The following is a 19267-nucleotide window of genomic DNA, read 5'->3' as shown; positions in this document are numbered from 1 at the left end:
TCTTTAACTTAAAATGATATTGTGTCGCCCGAAAGTGACGTTTTTGTGACTTTTTGAGATTTAATATCGTATTAATTTTTTACCAAGGTATATTGCTGTCTTGGTTTTTTTGGCTATTTTTTTGGTTATTTTTTTGACCCTTGTTCGTTAGAGGCAACAACAGTGCAACGTTTTACTACCCTCATAATTCGCTTTCCAAAATTGCTGTTATTGCTGCTCGTTTCCGTCACTATGGCGGCCGCTTTTTATGGCGTTAAACATTTTTCAATCAATGCCGATCTGAGTGAGCTAGTGGTCCAAAAGGGACCGTGGCGTGACAATCTGGATGAGGTAGAAGCCAAGTTTCCTGATACAGGTAATATTGTGGTTGTAGTGTCATCTAAAGATGATCGACAAGCCAAAATGGCCACCCAGCGGTTATTCCATGCATTTAAAAGTGACAAGCAATTTACGGATGTGCTTGCGCTTTCAACGCTACCTTGGTTTGAGCACTATGCCGTTGGCTTTTTGAATAAAACTGAGTTTGCGGCCTTTCAAGACAAGGTTTCTTTGTTGATGCCAGATGCCACGGCATTGATGAAAACCCAGCATCTTTCCGGTTATTTGGCAGCGCTAGATAGCGCTCTTAGCGAGCCGAAGTCAGAACAAGAATTATCAACACTGCTGCAACCTATAATTCAGGCTTCCAATGATAAAGACGTAGATTGGCGTGGATTGCTGTTTGCCAATATTGCGCCAAAAAATGGCTATGTGATTACGTTAAATGCTTTATTTGATGCACAGCAGGCTGACTCAAATAAATTGACCATGAGCGCGGTACGTAATGTTATCTCGAGTGTGGGAATGCCGGCTGATGTTATGGTGCGCGTCACAGGACAAACAGCGTTAGACTTTGATGAAGTGCAAGATGCCAATAGCAGCGTCAAATTAGCGGGCGTGGTCTCTTTGATTGCGTTGATTCTGATTTTGGCGGTGGGTATTCGCTCGCTGAGAATCATTGCAGCTAGTTATCTGGCGGTGCTAGTAGGCTTAATTTGGACGTTTAGTGCAGGCTTGTTGTTGGTCGGAGCTTTTAATACGATTTCGATTGTATTTATGGTGATTTTTATCGGCTTAGGCGTCGATTTTGCGGTTCATTTGAGTTTGCATATCTATGAACAGCGTCTTAAAGGCCATGATAATGATCAGAGCTTATTGTTTTCTATACAGCACAGTATTTATCCATTGGGTTTATGTGCGTTATCGTCGGCAATTGGTTTTTTAAGTTTCTATCCAACGGCTTATGCTGGGCTAGGTGAACTTGGCATTATTTCAGCCGCTGGTATGATCTTAGGGTTATTGGCTACGTTTTTAGTGATTCCTTTGTTCTTTCAATTTTTTGGTTACCCTGAAGTGAAACGCAGTCATACCAAACGCTCCAAGGCGTTTATGAATTTAGGACAGTGGATCATCACCTATCATAGACGCATTATTAAGCTGACTTTTGTTGGTGCTTGCATTACGGTTTTTGGCGCAATGCAGTTTAAATTCGACTTTTCGACGCTTGTGTTAAAGAACAAAAACTCTGAGTCGGTCGAAACCTTACAATGGCTGCAAGACCATAAATTAAGCTCAAATTATCAACTTTTTGCTGTGGCAAAAGATAAACAGCAAGCTCGCCAGTGGCAACAGCAGTTGGCTAACAAGCCAGAAGTGGCGACGACGGTAAGCGCACTGTCGTATTTACCCAATGACTTTTCAAACCGAGTTGCGCAGTTGCAAAAAATCGCCGACTTGCCGAGTATTGGTCATGCTCAAGCAATGAGTTGGAATGCGTTTTTCGATAAACATGCCGATTTACTTGTGAAGAACGGCATCAATATCACAAGAGGTGACATTACAAACGCCAGTATCCTTGCTCTAAAGCGCCACTTAACTGCTGAATTGCAACCTTTGTCGACGTTATTGACCCAAGGCGGACAAGTTACTGAACCAAGGGTTGCCATGTTGCCTGATGATATTCGCTCTAAGTATGTGTCTGATGATGGTGAATGGTTAGTGTCGGTACTCCCGTCAGGAAATATGCGTGATGTAACGGCGGTAAATGCATTTGTCAGTGCGGTGCAGCAAGTTGCGCCACTGGCGACCGGTCGCGCGGTAGCTGAGCAAAACGTGGGTGATATTGTAGTCAAAGCGTTTTATATCGCGATAGGGATTTCTATTGTCAGTATTACGTTTATTCTATTTTTAACGGTGGAACATAAACGAGACATCATCTTTATTTTTATTCCGCTATTGCTGACCACAAGCACCACACTGGCGATTGCGCATTGGTTTGGTCAGTCATTAAACATGGCAAATATTATTGTGATACCGCTTATTTTTGGTTTAGGTGTTGATAACGGTATTCATATAGTGAAGCGCTTTAGACACGAGCAAACGATCACTCGATTTTTTGCCGCGTCTACTCCTAAAGCAACCCTCATTAGTTGCCTGACCACCATTGCTACCTTTGGTGCATTAACCTTATCTGATCATCAAGGGATGCATTCGATAGGGGTGCTATTGAGTATCGCTTTGAGCGCGATACTGTGCTTTAGCTTGCTCATTTTGCCAGCCTTCTTGCATAGATTTGAACCGAACTAGTGTTTATATCAATCGTACTAAATAACGGGTCATGCTAGCTTGTTAAAATGCTCGATAACGGTGTTAGAATTTTTGATTGTAGAATAACGACTTATCAAAAAATCGTACCTTGTTCTCTAGAATTTTTCCTGCGCTAGTTCTGATCACTGACTTAGTGTGATTGGTATTATCCAGACAACAAAAAGGCCGTTATATAGGAATATATAACGGCCTTTTTATTCTTTATTGCAGAGACAAATTAGCGGCGACGTGTCGGCTTTTTACCGGCCTTAGGTTTGCCCGCATGTGGCCGAGTTTGCTGACCCCCTTTGTTTTGTCCTGAACTTCGTTGACCATCGCGCCCTTGAGTCTTGTTCTCTTGAGCGTTCTGTCCCTGTGGATGACGACCTTTGCCCGTTCCTGTTGAAGAGCTATTGCCATTGCGAGACTTTTGTTGTCCCGGTTTTGGCTTGCCATTGGAGTTTGGCTTACGGATATCCGGTTGGCTATCAGTATGTTTAGTGGCAAAGCGGTGTGCGCCATGGCGTCCCGATTTACGACGCTGTGCAGGCGTTTGTTTATCCAGATCTTCTTCTGGCACCAAGCAGGTAGGCTTGTCGCCAATGAGGTGTTTTTTGCCTAAGTTGATCAAGGCTTCACGAATCAATGGCCAGTTAGCAGGATCGTGATAGCGAAGCAGTGCTTTGTGTAAGCGACGCTGACGCTCGCCTTTGGCTACGGGTACATCTTCACGCTTTTTGTATTTAACACGCTTAAGAGGGTTAGTCTCTGAGTAATACATAGCAGTGGCGTTACACATAGGCGATGGATAGAAGTTTTGCACCTGATCACACTCGTAGCTATTGGCTTTTAACCACAAGGCTAAGTTAACCATATCTTCATCTTCAGTGCCGGGGTGGGCAGAAATGAAGTAGGGGATCAGATACTGTTTCTTACCCGCTTCTTTACTGTATTTTTCGAACATCTCTTTGAAACGGTCATAGGCGCCCATGCCCGGTTTCATCATTTTGTCCAAAGGGCCTTTTTCGGTATGCTCTGGGGCAATTTTTAGATAACCACCTACATGGTGAGTGACCAATTCTTTGACGTATTCTGGAGACTCAATAGCCAAGTCGTAACGCACGCCGGAGGCAATCATGATTTTCTTCACGCCATCAACGTTTCGAGCTGCGCGGTATAGATCAATGGTGTGTTTATGATCGGTATTGAGTTTATTACAAATACCGGGGAATACACACGATGGGCGACGACAGGAGGCTTCTGCTTTAGGAATACTACAGCCTAAGCGATACATGTTTGCAGTTGGACCACCAAGATCGGAAATTGTGCCAGTAAATCCGGGTACTTTGTCGCGAATGTCTTCTAATTCGCTGATTATGGATTCTTGAGAGCGGTTTTGAATGATGCGCCCTTCATGCTCGGTAATAGAACAGAATGAACAGCCGCCAAAACAGCCACGCATAATATTGACCGAGGTTTTGATCATGTCATAAGCCGGAATTTTGGCTTTACCGTACATAGGGTGAGGGACACGAGCAAAATACAAACCGAACACATAATCCATCTCTTCAGTCGAAAGAGGGAACGGCGGACGGTTTACCCACAATTCACGATTGCCGTGACGCTGAATAAGCGCACGTCCTGAATGAGGGTTAGTTTCTAAGTGCATGATGCGACTGGCATGTGCGTATAAAATACGATCATTGTGCAGTTTTTCAAATGCAGGCAGACGCACCGCTGTGGTTTCGGCGTCGTGACGAGTGGGGCGTACTATTACAGGTTCTGGTTTGCTCTCGCTCGGCTCATCCGTTTTGTCGCTACAGTTGCTTTCCACCTCGTACGGGTTAGTGGGCACAAAGGCTTTACCCGGTTTTTCAATTCGAGAGGAATCAATGATGCTGTAGCCTGCCGGAGGTTCAACAAGGTTAACCGCGGTACCACGAATATTGGTCAGTTCGCTAATGTCTTCACCATCGGCAAGGCGATGCGCTACTTCAATTAAAGCGCGCTCAGCGTTACCAAACAGTAATAAATCCGCTTTGGCATCTAACAATACGGAACGACGCACTTTATCAGACCAGTAATCGTAGTGGGCAATACGACGCAGACTTGCTTCTATACCACCTAACACAATAGGGACGTGCTTGTATGCTTCACGACAGCGCTGAGAATAAACTAAAGTTGCGCGATCTGGACGTTTCCCCCCTTCATTGTTGGGAGTGTACGCATCGTCGTGACGCAGTTTTCGGTCTGAGGTGTAGCGGTTGATCATTGAGTCCATGTTGCCGGCGGTGATGCCAAAAAACAGGTTGGGTTCACCCAATGTCATGAAATCGTCTTTGTTGCTCCAACGGGGCTGGGCAATGATGCCGACACGAAAGCCTTGCGCTTCTAAAAGGCGGCCAATAATCGCCATCCCAAAGCTAGGGTGATCCACATAGGCGTCACCGGTAATGATGATAATGTCGCAACTATCCCAACCTAATGCGTCCATTTCTTGACGGCTGGTGGGTAAAAAGGGTGCAATTCCGTAGCACTCGGCCCAGTATTTTTTATGTTCGTAGATAGGGGGTATAGAGTTGTGCATTGTTAGCCTCTGTCAGCAAGCGCTGCATTATATCTATTCGTGTAAATGTTAGCTAGCAGAAGCCCAAATTATATATATACTGAATTAATACTCCTTTAATTTCATATATATAAGATTTATTGAATATGCCGAGAACTTTGTGTCGAAGTACGTTAGGGCTTGCGTTAGCCAGTTTGTGTACCCCGTATTCTCATGCAACCAATTTTACTGATCCTTTAGATGGTCAGTTTGATATGGGAGAGTATCTTGCCGAAAATGCTTATGGTTTCTTACCCATTCCAGTGATTATTACCGAACCTGCTGTTGGCTATGGTTTTGGTGTTGTGGGGATGTTTTTACACGAAACTGAAGCGCAAAAAGAGCAGCGACGCAAAGTGGCGTTACAATCTGTCGATGGCGGAGCACAACTCATTCCACCTGCCGTGACCGTAGCCGGGGGTGCGATGACGGAAAACGGCACTTGGTTTGCTTTACTTGGGCATCGCCGAGTGTGGAAAGAAGATTCTATCCGTTATTTAGGTGGGATAGGATTTGGTTCCGCTATTATGCAGTTTTACCCATTTTCGTCTGCTGCGTTAAAAGACAAAGGGGTGAAGCTAGAAACAGAAGGTTTCGGCGGGATACAGAAGTTACAATTTCGCCTGCCAGAGACCTCACTGTTCGTTGGTGTACAGCAGTTTTATGCCGACAGTGAAGTGACGTTAAATAGCGGTCTTGGTAATGGTAATTCTTACAGTTTAGGCAAAACTAAGAGCTCAGGGCTAGGATTCAATCTTGAATATGATGCCAAAAACAGTCTGTTTTATCCGACCCGTGGTTGGGATTTCAATGCCGAGTATTTGTGGTTTCGAGAAGGGTTTGGCAGTGACAATAATTATGAAACGTTTTTAGCTTCTAGCCGTGTGTATCTGCCTATTGCGACTAACTGGACGTTAGCCTTCGCCGCTGAGTATAACGTATTAACCACCAACGAATCCCGCTTGCCACCTTTAGCCTATCCTGATGTTGATTTGCGTGGTATTGCGGCGAATCGATATCAAGGAAACCATACTAGCTCTTATCAAAGTCAATTGATGTGGCAGTTTACCCCTCGTTGGAGCGTGTCTTTATTTGGCGGTGCAGGTGGTAATAGCGGCATTGGCGATGCCAATGAAGGCGCGAGCAGTATGTTTGATGATATGCACTGGGCATATGGCACGGGTTTTCGTTATCTCATTGCTCGTAGATATGGCATACATGGCGGAATAGACATCGCATTTAGTGAAGAGGATAGCGCTTTTTACTTTAATGTTGGAACAGGATTGTAATCGAGATGATGACAGTTAAACTACTTCATCTACAACACTCTTGAACAACGGTTTTATGCACATTTACGCTCAATTATCGACTCATATTCTACTGCCCATGACCATAGGTGCGTTGGCGGTATTGATTATCGCGCTACTCAAAGGTGAAATTTGCCCAGGGCAAAGAGGGCGATTGCATCGCCAAATCCCTATTATTGCCTGTTTGTTTTTTATCAGTGCTGGTGCTATGCCTGTCTTTGTTATTCCGGCCGCTCTGCTGGTGTATTTTTCTGTACAAACCAAAACCGGTAAAACTCGAGACAGCGGCCCGATATTTTTGTTGTGGTTAGCCCTGCTGTCATCGTTAATGCTATGGCTGGCCTCCATTGTCAGCAATCAAAGCTTATTCTTAGCCGGCTCTCTATGCTTGGCCATTTCAGAACTTATCTTCTTAGGCGCCGTTTTGGCGCATCTATTGATGATTAGAGCGAAAACACGTTTACAAGCCTTCCATACTTTGTTGCCGGTTGCGGGAGTCGTATCGTTAATGCTAGTGGTGCTATCGGTATTGATTCAGGCGTATTGGGCATGGCCTACTGATACAAAATGGGTACTCAACGCGATTATCAGTGCTTTTCCAGCCTTAATTTTGGCGGTGTTTGTTTGGTGTTGGCATCTGTTTCGTTCATCAACCGCTCATATACTGCAAGTGGGCGTGGCATGGCTGTGCTGCATGTTAGGAAGTTACTTACTGTTACCGCTATTTTATTAAAATTTTGCCTGCGATCACTGTCAAAACAGCGCTGAACAACTAATCTTATGGTAAGGATTTTGGGCAGCGCAGAGGTGGAACGATGGATTTAAGTAACATTAAACGTTGGGATGGCAACATTTTGTTGGGTATCGTCAATGAGAAACTTCGTCTTGAGTGTGACAGTATCGAAGAGCTAGCAAGTGTATATGAAATTGATGCCAGCGGTTTAGCCGATAAACTGGCTGGGGTGGGTTATCAATACGATCCTTTAACCAACCAGTTTAAATCTCATGAGTTTTAACCGTTAAGTTAAGGCTTAGTACAGACAAAAAAATGGCTACCCAACAGGTAGCCATTTTTATATCGAATAATTTGTCTAATGATTAAAACACAAAGCGTGTAGTCAGCATTAACTGATCGCCGTAGAAGTCATTAATTTTGCCTTCTAAGCCTAGAGAGAACAGTTCAGTCGCGTGGAATCGACCATATACGCCACCCATCCAATCGTCGTTACTGTCGATAGTCACGTAGCCAACATGACCGCCTACTTCAAATTGTGGACCTAACCATTGACGCCAGCCTAGGTTAACTTCCATACCCACTTCGTTGTTGTACTTATGGTTATCCACAACGCGCAGTAGCATTTCACCGGTAATGTCGGCCCAGTTAGTTGCTGGAGCGTGGAAGCCTAAACCTGCACGAAGGTTATAGTCATCTTCGAATTCAGAATCTATGGTAGTCACGAAATGTGCGTTCGGATGAATTGACTTACTGAAACCAGCGCCAAAGGTCAACGGAGCCATACCGATACGGGCATCGACGTAGTCGTAGTTGAAGTTGCTCATTACTGCTGGGCTTTCAGCAAAGGCTGTGCCGGAAAAAGTAGCTGCTACAGCGAGTGCAGCACAGGCTAGTTTACGCATAATTCTTGATAACCTACTTGGTGTAATTGTGTGTCCTTGGCTTACGGGAGTGATCCCATCATCATACATGTGAAATGATGCGCCTTAAGTCGTTCAAATATATTAATAGAAGCTAGCTATTACCTCCACTAAAACAGAGGCTTATCTAGGCTAATTTTCTGTTAAAATTTGCAAATTAACGGGTTTCGCACACTTATTCGCCAAATTGAATGCGCTTTTCTGACATTGCTTGCAATATTTTTGCTGTATCCAAGTATTTTGCCCACGGCATAGGGTCGGATTGTGTGTCTAGCACATAACGAGTTAGGTGCGAGGTGACAATGTTGATCAACTCGTCTTTTTGCCAAGGCTTAGCGATATAAAAATCAAGGCAGTGATGATTAATCGCATTAACCGTATCATTGAGATCGGCTTGACCGGTGAGCAGGATCTTTTTACTGCTGAGTGTTTTTGGATTGTCGTGCAGTTCAATTAAAAAGTTCACACCTGTTTCTTTTGGCATAATGTGGTCACATAAAATCATGGCTAAAGGTGTATTTTCAGCCTGATATTGCGCAATAACGTCCCTTGCTTCCGCTACAGATTCTGCCGCTTCAATATCGCAAAATTCGCCGAAGTGTTGTAAATCACGCACAACGCTATCGAGAACATCTCTTTCATCATCGACGCATAAAATTAATAATTTGTTCATCCATTGCCTCCTTAATTGACCATTTATGGCGTAAACGGCAGACGCACAATCATCTGCGTGCCTTTACCGATTTCAGATTTTACGCTTATGCTTCCTTGATGCTGATGGATGATCTGGTTACATACCGATAATCCAATACCTAGCCCAAAGTCCCCTTGTTTTTTGGTGGTGAAATTGAGCTCAAATATGTGCTCCAATTGTAACGGATCAATGCCTTGTCCGTTATCTTCAACGATCACTTCTATGACATCGTCGATAAGTCTGCTGTGAATAATGAGCTTGCCATCGCTACCCATGGCATCTAATGCGTTGGACACCAAATTGGTCCACACCTGTTGCAGCGCATTGGGTTGGCATAAAGTCGGCCCGATATTATGGTAATTTCGCTCCACATCGATGCTTTTTAAGCGATTTTCAAAAATGACTAAGGTGTCTTCAATGCCTTCGTGGATATCTACTTTCTTAATCGACTCTTCATCAGAGCGCGCATAGCTTTTCAGACTTTTTACCATGTCGGCGATGCGGCTTGAACAAACGTTAATGGAACGAAGGGTAGTGCCTGCGGTGTAGTAATGCTCGAGCTCGGTCAAAATAGTGCTAAGTTGCGGATCATGACTGAGCTTTTCTATTTCAGATTCCAATCCCATCATTATCACCATCTTAGCTTGTTGTTTACTCTCCACAAGATGGGTAATGGCACTGGATTTTTGCCTAAGCACCGCAGTGGGCAGAGGATTTGACACCAAGGCTCTTTGGAGCACGCTTTTACTTAGGCGTTTGCTACTTGGGTTGAAGTATTCAGTATCACGGGTGATTTCGTGAATTAAAGTATCAGAGCTACGCAATATGGCCGAAATGGGGTTGTTGAGCTCATGTGCCACCCCGGCAACCAGTTGCCCCAGTACCACCATTTTTTCATTTTCGACCAATTGTGATTGTGCGGCCTTGAGTGATTCAAACGTATGCTCAAGCTGAAGCTTGGTATGGATGCTGCCTTGTAATCGGCGGTTAAAGTGGCGCAATAATAAGTTGGTAAACAGCGGCAATAAGCTACTGTTGGAATGCATGACTTTAGTAAAGGTGGTTTTGCTTAGCTTGATGACTTTAGTTGGGCTTAAAGTTAAAGCAGTAGAAAACGACTGCTCACCGCTGACAAAGGACATGCCGCCAATGATGCCGCCTTTACCGTGTAAGGCAACTTCTCGACGCTTGCCATGTTCATCTTGTTTATATAATGCGACTTTCCCGTCCAGAATAAACCACAAATACTGATTGGGGGAACCTTCCTCGGTGAGTAAATGTGAGGATGAATAATAACGTATAGTGTTGTCTTTATTATGTTTAGTGAAAAAGCGGTCTAGCTCGGCACACACTTTTTCTGATAACTCATCATCGCTAATGGAGTGATAATCACGGATAAAATCACTGCGGTAGGCGTGGATGCGCTTTTCTATGTGTGCGCGCATGATTTTTTGACTGTCTAACACCGAACCATAAGGAAGCCAATCAATCTTGCTTTGAGAAATAATAAATTCTGTGAGCTCGTTTTTAATCACGCTATGGGTATTTTCGGCCTGCAAAGGGTAGGTAAAGCAGTGATCTAAACGCCCTTCGTTAATCGCTACCACAAGGCTTTGCAGTTGATTAGGATCGCAGGTGAGGATTTTTCGACAGTTAGGGTAGTTGCGCCCAATCTCAGGTAATAGCTGTGAGCTATCGTGATACAAGCTTTGTGATGCCATCACTAGGGCAATTTCAGCCTTATTTTGTTTGATATATTCAATATGCTGCTGTGCTTGCTGTACATCTTTTGCAAACAGCAGTGTAAACTTGCGCTCAAAAGGTTTGAAGGCAAGTTGTAGCATTGACAGCGAATAAGGACAGTCTTCAATACAAAGAACGCAATATTGGACCATAATCAACCCAGTTTTTTATTGCACTGTAACAGAGTTATTTTCGGCTGAATGAGAGCCAGTTAATGTTACGGTCAGTAAACAATAAAAAATACAGAAAAGGCTGATTTATCTCCATTAGTTCTGTATAAACATATTTAAACGTCAGAAATAGATATCATAAAAAATGAAACAATTAAAACTTATGGCCGCAGCTGGCGGTGCAATTGCTATTATCGGAATTTGGCCACTTGCGGTTGGACAAATTGGACAGACCATTCTTACCGATGGTGTGAAGAATTTTTCTAATTCAGATGTGAAGGTTGAGCTTGAAGAATATCACAGAGGTTACTTTACCTCAGAAGCAAAAACCTTAGTCACAGTGACCGACCCACAAGCCTTAGCGCAGTTACAAGCGTATGGCTGGCCAACACAATATGAATTTGTGCATGTCATTCATCACGGCTTGGTCAGTATTACTGGCGAAACGTCTTACGCGCAAAATCCGGCATTGGTATTGAACACTAAAACTCAGCTGAACGGCAATACTGAGTTTTCTACTGAAGTCAAAGATCAGCAGTTTGAAGTCAACGGCGCTGCGCCAATGAAAGTGTTGTTAGAGTCTCTATCGTTAAATGGCTCAGTGTCTGTACTAGGACAAATTGATTATCAATTGAACATGCCTTCTGTGGAGCTAGATTACCAATCTGGCAGTATGGTGCGCCTTAGCGGATTAGCCAGCAAAGGCGATGGTAAAGTTGAGCAAGAATTATGGCTTGGCGAGCAAACGGTGTCTGTTGATAGCTTTGTGATTGATGATAACGAAGGTGTGAATCTTCTGGAAGTGAACGGCTTTAACTACCAATTCCAAACCAGTGAAGACGAAACGGCTGATACCTTGCAAGGTGAATATCAGCTTGCGGTAAAAGATTTTAAAAACCACGATGGTGAAGCGGCGAATTTGAACCTGAACTTTACCGCCGGTGGCTTTGATCGTTCTTCTTTCCTAGACATCACTCAAATGTACCAAAGCACGCCACAATGGACGCACGCTGACACTGAAAAAGTATTGCCTAAAGTGGACGCATTGCTGGCAAAAGGGTTCACTTTGTCACTGAGCAAATTCAATGTGGATATTGACGAAGGGCATTTTGAAACGAACTGGAAACTTGATTTGCCGGCTGGAAGTGCAGATTCATCAAAAGACATGTTGCAATTACTTAATCTATTTAAAGGCAACTTGAATGCATTTGTGTCGAGTGATTTGGTGATGGCTTATCCGTTCATTCAGCAAAACTTAGATGAACTATTGATCATGGAAGTGGCGACACAAACCGATGATGGCTATAGCTTGTCACTGCAACTTGACGATGGAAACATTAAGTTTGCCAATGGCAAAGAGGTTCCAGTGGTGTCGTTATTAGCTCCGATGCTAATGCATCAAGTTCAATAAAACCAATAAGATAATAGTGCCAATTGTGGTAATTACTGCACTTGGCATTAAATAAAAAGCCATAGCGAGGCATTTTATTCTCGCTATGGCTTTTTTATATCAAGATGAGACTTAATTCTTGTTTTAAGCTGGGGTATAGTCAAAGGATACATTGATCGAATCACTTGGAGTATGTAAACAAAATGGATGCCATTTATAATTTTAGTGCCGGACCTGCAGGCCTACCAAAAGCTGTGATGGAATTAGCTCAGCAAGAGCTTGTAAACTGGAACGGTATGGGTCGCTCAGTGATGGAAATCAGTCACCGCAGTAAAGAGTTTATTGAAGTCGCCAATACCGCAGAGAGTAATTTACGCGAACTGCTTCAAGTACCGAGCAATTATAAGATATTGTTTTGTCAGGGTGGGGCGCGCGCGCAATTTTCGGCTATACCAATGAACTTACTCGGAACATCCACTAAAGCTTGTTATGTTGATGGCGGATATTGGGCACACAGTGCGATTGCAGAAGCGAACAAATATTGTGACGTTCAAGTGATTGATGCAAAAACCGAAATTGATGGCAAAGTTGCGATTACTCCTGCGGCATCTTGGTCGGTAGATGCGGATGCTGCATTTGTGCATTACTGTCCAAATGAAACCATTGATGGTATCGAAATCAATGATTTGCCAGTTACTGACAAACCGATTGTAGCGGATATGTCTTCGACCATCTTGTCTCGCAAAATCGACGTTAGCAAATTTGGTGTTATTTACGCTGGCGCGCAAAAGAACATCGGTCCTGCGGGCATTACTTTGGTTATCGTGCGTGACGATCTACTGGATCTGGCCAGCGAGATTTTACCTAGCACCTTGAGCTACAAGTTGTTGGATGAAAAAGATTCTATGTACAACACCCCGCCAACTTACGCTTGGTACCTATCTGGTTTGGTGTTTAAGTGGTTAAAATCAATCGGTGGCGTAGCTGAGATTGAAAAACGCAACCGCAATAAAGCAAAAGCGCTATATGCTGCCATTGATGAGTCAGATTTTTACAAAAATGACGTACATCCAGACAACCGCTCATTGATGAATGTGCCGTTCCAATTAGCCAAACCTGAGCTAGACGCTATCTTCTTAGAGCAAGCAGAAGCAAAAGGCCTAGTGGCATTAAAAGGACACCGCGCGGTAGGTGGCATGCGTGCGTCTATTTACAACGCTATGCCAGAAGAAGGTGTGGCGGCGTTAGTTGCCTTTATGCATGAGTTCGCCGCTAAGCATGCTGCTTAAGCCGAACTTCAATAGTTAGTGAAAAATATACGTAAATAGGCCATAGAGCATTCGCTCTGTGGCCTTTTTTATGCGTCACATATTTTAGCAAGTCTTTGTTGCAAAAAGCTTTTTAGCTCTTTCACTAAGCTGCTGTATTGACTGCGGTCGGTGAATATCATGTATAACGGGGCGTGCTCTCCGCGCCACTGCTGTGCTAGCGCCACTAATCGACCATGTTGCAAATCATCCAGTACATCTAAGCGCGATTTATACGCCACGCCATGCCCATTTACGGCCCACTGACGCACCATCTGTCCATCACTGGTTTTTCGATTGCCGGTCACATTCACAATGCACTGCTGCTGATTATCACTGTGAATAAAATGCCAACGATTGTGCAGTTTATAATTTAGAGTAAAGCATAAGCAGTTATGATCTTGCAGATCGTCAGGGTGAGTAATTGAGCTATGACTGGCAAGGTAATCCGGAGAGGCGCACAAAATGCGGTAGTTCTCTTTGTATAAGGTAATCGCCACCATATTCGAATCTTCTGGCTCACCAATGCGCAGTGCCACATCCACGTTTTGCTCATACAGGTCGGTGTAATCGTCCGATAAGTGTACATGCACGGTCACTTTGGGATGTAGGGCAATAAATTCATCAATTAACGGCATGATCACCGCCCGCCCAGTATCCGATGGCATGGATAGGGAGATGTTGCCAGACAGTTCTTTATCGGTTTCAGTCAGCTCATCAATGCCTTGCTCAAAAATCAACATAGCTTGCTGACAACGTGGAAGAAATAACTCTCCTTGCGAAGATAGTCTAAGCTTGCGAGTAGAGCGGATAAATAAGGGGACGCCCAACTCAGCTTCTAGCCGTTGAATGGTGCGACTGATTGCCGCTGGAGTTTGGTCTAAGCTTCGCGCGGCAGCAGAAAGGCTACCCAGTTTGGCAGTTTCTAAAAATACTCGAATATCATGTAACGATTTCATTATTAACTTTTAGTAAAAAGTAATTTGAATGTAGCTTAGTTTTTCAATTCTAACGTGTCAATTAAACTGGTTGTATAGTTGATCATATGTACATGGAGAAATAACGATGAAAGCAATTGGGTATCAAGTTAATTTACCTATCGATGCAGAACAGTCCTTACAAGACATTACATTAGATAAACCATCTGTAGCCGGACGCGATATCTTAGTAAAAGTACAAGCGGTATCCGTCAATCCGGTAGATACCAAAATTCGCGCCAATGTTGCGCCTAAATCAGGTTATAAGATCATCGGTTGGGATGCTGTTGGCGTGGTGGATGAAGTGGGTGATAAGGTCTCTTTGTTTAAGGTTGGCGATTTGGTGTGGTATGCCGGAGATCTGAATCGCTCTGGCACCAACGCAGAATATCAGCTGGTGGATGAGCGTATTGTCAGTAAAGCACCGACCTCGGTGAGTGTGGCGCAAGCGGCGGCTTTACCATTGACCAGTTTAACCGCGTGGGAAATGCTGTTTGATCGCATACAAGTAGATACCAGTGCTAATAAAACCCTTTTGATTATCGGTGCGGCAGGCGGCGTAGGTTCGATTATGGTGCAGTTGGCGAAAAAGCTCACCAAGCTTAAAGTCATTGCTACCGCTTCGCGCCCTGAATCTGTGCAGTGGTTACAGTCACTTGGCGCGGATCAAGTCATCGATCACAACAAATCAATGAGTGAACAATTAGGCATGAAAGATTGTATTGATTATGTGGTGAGTTTGAACAATACCGAACAACACATGCCAGAGGTGGTGACGCTAATTAAACCGCAAGGTAAGTTTGGTTTAATTGATGATCCGACGGCATTTGATATTCGCGCTTTAAAAGCCAAAAGTATCTCACTGCATTGGGAGTTTATGTACACCCGTTCGATGTTTGAAACCGGCGATATGCACACTCAGCATGATATCTTAGCCAATGTGGCGAAAATGATAGATGACAAGCAGATCACCACCACGCTCGGTGAGCATTTTGGCACTATCAATGCGCAGAACTTAAAGCGAGCTCATGCACTTTTAGAATCGCAACAAGCGCGGGGCAAGATAGTGTTAGAGGGCTTCTAAGTATTGCGTTACTGCTGCGCTACAACGTGATTAAAAACAAAAAGCCCCGTTTACTGTTGATAAGTAGACGGGGCTTTAGTTTGTGTCAGTCGCTATTTTATAGAGACTGATGTAACTGATAAAAACGACCTTGCTGTTTTAGCAGGGCGTTATATTGTCCTTGTTCAACAATTTCGCCTTGCTCAAGAATCACTATGTTATCCATTTGACTTAGGCCGACTAAACGGTGCGTAACAAAAATCACGGTTTTGTCTTGGTAGTGCTTCTCTAACAATGACATGATTTGTGATTCGGTTGAGCGATCTAAGCCTTCTGTGGGTTCGTCTAACAGTAGGATAGGGGCGTTATGCAATATGCCACGCGCAATACCAATGCGACGTTTCTCTCCGCCAGACAGTTGACGACCGCCATCACCTAGCCATTGTCCAAGCCCAGGCTCTTGCATTAAGTACTCAAGTCCAACGTTTGACAATGTGCTTGCTAATTTTTCATCAGTCGCATCAGGTTTTGCGATTAATAGGTTATCGCGCAAGGTGCCGTTCAAAATATCGACCCGCTGACTTACTACAGAGATAAGACTGCGTAATTCAGATTCTGATAGCGAAGTTAACGGCTGTCCGGCAACATTGATTTGCCCTTGTTGCACATCCCAGTAGCGGGTGAGTAGTTGAATTAATGTTGATTTACCGCTGCCAGTTTTACCTAAAATAGCCACTTTATTGCCCTTGGCAATGTTTAAAGACAGCTCTTTCACTGCTAAAGGAGAGTGCTGTTCATCGCTATAACCAAACGAGATGTTGTTAAATTGAATGGCATCGTCTTGATCAAAGCGAGCGCGAGGCTCAGAGTAGTTGGCAAACTGTACTTCTGGCTCCGCGCCAATCACTTCGTTAAGGCGTCTAGCTGAGGCAAGAGTTTGCCCTAAGTATTGGAAAGCACCGGCAATAGGCATTAGCAATTCGACGCTTGCCAGCGTGGCAAATACCACTAACGCAATTAATGGGCTTGGCCCTGCAGCGCCAACGCCATCAGCGGACATCCACAGGATCAAAATCAGGGTAAAGCCACTGGCCATTAATAGTAGGGCATTGGCAAGACCTGTAATATGCGCATTGATGGCTTGATTACTCATCAGTGCCATTTGCGCTTGATCTATTTTCTCGCGGTAACGTTTTTCTGCGCCAAATAACAGCAGTTCGTTGTGTCCTTCAATCCAATCTAAGGCGCGAATACGTAGGTCGGCGCGGTTTTGCGTCAGTTTATGACCATTGCCTTTACCAAGCTTGTAAAACAATACCGGCCACACCAAGACTAAGGTCATGAGTATCACGCCAAGCGTTAAACCAATATCGCGATCAAACCAAATAAGAAAGCCTGATAAACAGAAGATTCCCAAAATGCTCAGAATCACTGGACTCACTAAGCGCAGGTAAACGTGATCCATTGCTGAAACGTCTGCAATCAAACGGTTTAACAGATCCGCGTCTCGAAGTACGCCAATACGGCCTGGGATCAATGGCGTAAGTTTTTGGTAAAAATACACACGCAAATCAGTCAGCAATTTAAAGGTCGCGTTGTGCGAGACTACACGTTCACCCCAACGACCCGCGGTGCGTCCCATGGCAAAGCCTCTTACGGCGCCGCCCGGTAACATATAGTTAAAGGTTTCGCGAGCGATTGTCAGCCCTGCCACTGCCGCCGCCGATAAGAACCAGCCAGATAGTGTTAATAGACCAATGGAAGCAAATAAGGTTAGAAAACCCAAGATCATACCTAGCGATAGGCCAAACCAATGTTTTTTATAAAGTTTAAGGTAGGGCAGTAACTCACGCATCGATATCGCCTCCCAATCCTTGTTGCTGCTGATTTAACATTTTCTCGAAGGTGCCTTGGTGTTGTAACTCTGCAAAAGTGCCTTGCTGGGTGAGCTTGCCACTTTCTAAAACGAAGATGTGATCCATTACTTGTAAGTTATTTAATTGGTGAGTCACCATCAGTGCTGTTTTATCGACCAAGGCGCTTTGTAGACTTTGGTTAATCAGTGATTCACTGCGCGCATCTAAACTGGCGGTTGGCTCGTCAAGAAGCCAGAATTGACCGTCTTGCAACAATGCGCGGGCAAGGGCAATACGTTGTGCTTGACCCACAGATAATCCGCCTGAGCGATCCGATATAGGGTGTTCAAGTCCCAATCTATCGATGAACTCATCGGCATGCGCTTGCTTGATTTTTTGTTGCAGTTCTTGCTCAGTAAACGCTTTTTGCGCCAGATTTAGGTTATCAGCAATGCTGCCGTGTACTAGCAATGGGTTTTGTCCTACCCAGCTGACTAAGCCGCGATAGCTATCCAAATCCGCCTCGGCAAGCTCAATGCCATTAACTTGTAAGCTGCCTTGGTAAGGTAAAAAGCCAAGTAGGGCATTCATGAGCGAGGTTTTACCTGCGCCACTTGGGCCAACTAATGCCGTTTTTTGACCGTTTTGTAAGGTAAAGCTAATCGGGCCAACCAATACTTTGCCTTCAGCGCTCGTCACCACTAGATCGCGCGCTTCAATAACGCAGTGTGATTTTTTATCAATTGCTTGCAGGTTCTTCTGCTTTTGCTCTGGCTCTTCGATATTCAAAAACTCAACAATGCTTTCAGCTGCGCCAATCGCTTGTTGTTTGGCATGATAGAAAGTGCCTAAGTCGCGCAGTGGCTGATAAAACTCAGGGGCCAGAATTAAGATAAACAGACCGGTAAATAAGGTAACGCTAGTGCCGTAGTGACCAAAGTTAAGCTCACCGATAAAGGTAAAACCAAAGTACACTGCGGTTAAGGCGATAGAAATTGAGGTGAAAAATTCCAATACCGCTGACGATAAAAAGGCAATTTTTAACACGCTCATAGTGCGTTCTCGAAAGACTTCCGATGCGGCGTGTAACTGCTCTTTTTCGTCAGCAGCTCTATCAAACAAGCGAATGGTAGTCATTGCTTGCAGTCGGTCATAGAAATGCCCAGATAAGCGCTGTAAGGCTTTGAAGTTTTTGCGGTTAGCGTCAGCGGCGCGTTTGCCCACCAAAGCCATGAAAAAAGGAATAAGAGGCGCAGTCAGTAAGAAGATCAGGCCTGCAAGCCAGTTTTGCGGGAACACCACCACCAAAATCATCAACGGGACTAGCGTTGCCAGCGCCATTTGCGGTAGGTATTTAGCGAAGAAATCTTGCATCTCTTCCACTTGCTCAATCAGCATAGTACCCCAAGCACCGGCAGTTTTGCCTTTAATGTGTGCAGGGCCTAAACGGCGCATTTTATCAATGATCAGTCCGCGGATATAAACGCGAATTTGCTCACCGCTGCGATAGCCAGCAATTTCTCGTACCCATGCCAATAGACTGCGCACCACAACGGTTGCACCAAGGCCAACAAATAAGGGAATGAGCTCTGATTTATTTTGATGGCTGATGATCAAGCTATGCAGAATTTGTGCAATCAATGACGCTTGAACAATCAAGGTTATTGCCGAAGCAACGCCGGCCACCACAGTAAGGGTTAGCCATCGCTTTGCCAGTTTACTTTGCTGTTTTAGCCATCGGCTTAACTCGCTTTGCGTTTTCTTATCCATGAATTAGGTACTAAATGAGAATAATTTTGATTTGCGGAGTATATCGAAAAACGTCCACGGTTGTTACTCGTGGACGCTAAGATTTCAATACAAGAGGGTATTAT

Annotated in this window: 14 protein-coding genes; 7 read left to right on the top strand and 7 right to left on the bottom strand. The window is 44.3% G+C overall.

The genetic code is table 11. From position 1 onward, the window contains the following. Positions 1 to 162 precede the first annotated feature (162 nt). On the top strand, positions 163 to 2625 hold the full coding sequence (locus QV280_RS07100) for an MMPL family transporter (protein ID WP_367869531.1): 2463 nt from the start codon (positions 163 to 165) through the stop codon (positions 2623 to 2625). A gap of 238 nt (positions 2626 to 2863) precedes the next feature. Here QV280_RS07100 and QV280_RS07095 read toward each other — a convergent pair whose 3' ends face one another. Next, complete coding sequence (locus QV280_RS07095; RefSeq protein WP_023403188.1) at positions 2864 to 5212, bottom strand: YgiQ family radical SAM protein; 2349 nt, start codon at positions 5210 to 5212, stop codon at positions 2864 to 2866. Positions 5213 to 5337: 125 nt separating this feature from the next. Between QV280_RS07095 and QV280_RS07090 the strand changes: the two genes are divergently transcribed. The 3 genes from QV280_RS07090 to QV280_RS07080 all read left to right on the top strand — a co-directional run bounded on the left by QV280_RS07090 (position 5338) and on the right by QV280_RS07080 (position 7553). Next, on the top strand, positions 5338 to 6519 hold the full coding sequence (locus QV280_RS07090; RefSeq protein ID WP_152819827.1) for a BamA/TamA family outer membrane protein: 1182 nt from the start codon (positions 5338 to 5340) through the stop codon (positions 6517 to 6519). 55 nt (positions 6520 to 6574) lie between these two features. Next, positions 6575 to 7270, top strand: coding sequence for a hypothetical protein (locus QV280_RS07085; protein ID WP_023403186.1), 696 nt, complete (start codon positions 6575 to 6577; stop codon positions 7268 to 7270). An 82-nt stretch (positions 7271 to 7352) separates the two neighbouring features. Beyond that, positions 7353 to 7553 (top strand): DUF4250 domain-containing protein, encoded by a 201-nt coding sequence (locus QV280_RS07080; RefSeq protein ID WP_023403185.1) that lies wholly within the window; start codon positions 7353 to 7355, stop codon positions 7551 to 7553. Positions 7554 to 7635: 82 nt separating this feature from the next. Here QV280_RS07080 and QV280_RS07075 read toward each other — a convergent pair whose 3' ends face one another. The 3 genes from QV280_RS07075 to QV280_RS07065 all read right to left on the bottom strand — a co-directional run bounded on the left by QV280_RS07075 (position 7636) and on the right by QV280_RS07065 (position 10782). Beyond that, complete coding sequence (locus QV280_RS07075; RefSeq protein WP_039970161.1) at positions 7636 to 8175, bottom strand: hypothetical protein; 540 nt, start codon at positions 8173 to 8175, stop codon at positions 7636 to 7638. A 193-nt stretch (positions 8176 to 8368) separates the two neighbouring features. Beyond that, entirely contained in the window at positions 8369 to 8866 is a 498-nt protein-coding gene (locus QV280_RS07070) for a response regulator (RefSeq protein ID WP_023403183.1), read from the bottom strand. A 23-nt stretch (positions 8867 to 8889) separates the two neighbouring features. Next, positions 8890 to 10782: an ATP-binding protein gene (locus QV280_RS07065; RefSeq protein WP_152819828.1), complete on the bottom strand. Its 1893-nt coding sequence runs from the start codon at positions 10780 to 10782 to the stop codon at positions 8890 to 8892. A gap of 163 nt (positions 10783 to 10945) precedes the next feature. Between QV280_RS07065 and QV280_RS07060 the strand changes: the two genes are divergently transcribed. Further along, positions 10946 to 12211: a DUF945 family protein gene (locus QV280_RS07060; protein WP_152819829.1), complete on the top strand. Its 1266-nt coding sequence runs from the start codon at positions 10946 to 10948 to the stop codon at positions 12209 to 12211. 182 nt (positions 12212 to 12393) lie between these two features. Further along, entirely contained in the window at positions 12394 to 13479 is a 1086-nt protein-coding gene (serC, locus tag QV280_RS07055; RefSeq protein WP_152819830.1) for a 3-phosphoserine/phosphohydroxythreonine transaminase, read from the top strand. Positions 13480 to 13547: 68 nt separating this feature from the next. Here the strand turns inward: serC and QV280_RS07050 are convergent, their stop codons facing one another. Then, on the bottom strand, positions 13548 to 14456 hold the full coding sequence (locus tag QV280_RS07050) for a LysR family transcriptional regulator (RefSeq protein ID WP_152819831.1): 909 nt from the start codon (positions 14454 to 14456) through the stop codon (positions 13548 to 13550). A gap of 106 nt (positions 14457 to 14562) precedes the next feature. On the opposite strand from QV280_RS07050, the gene QV280_RS07045 reads away from it, so the two are divergent. Further along, positions 14563 to 15558: a zinc-binding alcohol dehydrogenase family protein gene (locus QV280_RS07045; RefSeq protein WP_152819832.1), complete on the top strand. Its 996-nt coding sequence runs from the start codon at positions 14563 to 14565 to the stop codon at positions 15556 to 15558. A 97-nt stretch (positions 15559 to 15655) separates the two neighbouring features. Here QV280_RS07045 and cydC read toward each other — a convergent pair whose 3' ends face one another. Further along, on the bottom strand, positions 15656 to 17392 hold the full coding sequence (cydC, locus tag QV280_RS07040; protein WP_152819833.1) for a heme ABC transporter ATP-binding protein/permease CydC: 1737 nt from the start codon (positions 17390 to 17392) through the stop codon (positions 15656 to 15658). After that, on the bottom strand, positions 17385 to 19163 hold the full coding sequence (gene cydD, locus QV280_RS07035; RefSeq protein WP_152819834.1) for a heme ABC transporter permease/ATP-binding protein CydD: 1779 nt from the start codon (positions 19161 to 19163) through the stop codon (positions 17385 to 17387). Before cydD ends, cydC begins: the two co-directional genes overlap by 8 nt. Positions 19164 to 19267 lie beyond the last annotated feature (104 nt).

It is taken from the genome of Vibrio sp. B1Z05 (genome assembly GCF_052955985.1).
This window is presented reverse-complemented; position numbering and strand designations above follow the sequence as displayed.

Bases quoted from the DNA above. Each gene is read 5' to 3' on its own strand.
- QV280_RS07095 (WP_023403188.1), bottom strand. From the start codon at position 5,212: ATGCACAACTCTATACCCCCTATCTACGAACATAAAAAATACTGGGCC.
- QV280_RS07090 (WP_152819827.1), top strand. From the start codon at position 5,338: ATGCCGAGAACTTTGTGTCGAAGTACGTTAGGGCTTGCGTTAGCCAGT.
- QV280_RS07085 (WP_023403186.1), top strand. From the start codon at position 6,575: ATGCACATTTACGCTCAATTATCGACTCATATTCTACTGCCCATGACC.
- QV280_RS07080 (WP_023403185.1), top strand. From the start codon at position 7,353: ATGGATTTAAGTAACATTAAACGTTGGGATGGCAACATTTTGTTGGGT.
- QV280_RS07075 (WP_039970161.1), bottom strand. From the start codon at position 8,175: ATGCGTAAACTAGCCTGTGCTGCACTCGCTGTAGCAGCTACTTTTTCC.
- QV280_RS07070 (WP_023403183.1), bottom strand. From the start codon at position 8,866: ATGAACAAATTATTAATTTTATGCGTCGATGATGAAAGAGATGTTCTC.
- QV280_RS07065 (WP_152819828.1), bottom strand. From the start codon at position 10,782: ATGGTCCAATATTGCGTTCTTTGTATTGAAGACTGTCCTTATTCGCTG.
- QV280_RS07060 (WP_152819829.1), top strand. From the start codon at position 10,946: ATGAAACAATTAAAACTTATGGCCGCAGCTGGCGGTGCAATTGCTATT.
- serC (WP_152819830.1), top strand. From the start codon at position 12,394: ATGGATGCCATTTATAATTTTAGTGCCGGACCTGCAGGCCTACCAAAA.
- QV280_RS07050 (WP_152819831.1), bottom strand. From the start codon at position 14,456: ATGAAATCGTTACATGATATTCGAGTATTTTTAGAAACTGCCAAACTG.
- QV280_RS07045 (WP_152819832.1), top strand. From the start codon at position 14,563: ATGAAAGCAATTGGGTATCAAGTTAATTTACCTATCGATGCAGAACAG.
- cydC (WP_152819833.1), bottom strand. From the start codon at position 17,392: ATGCGTGAGTTACTGCCCTACCTTAAACTTTATAAAAAACATTGGTTT.
- cydD (WP_152819834.1), bottom strand. From the start codon at position 19,163: ATGGATAAGAAAACGCAAAGCGAGTTAAGCCGATGGCTAAAACAGCAA.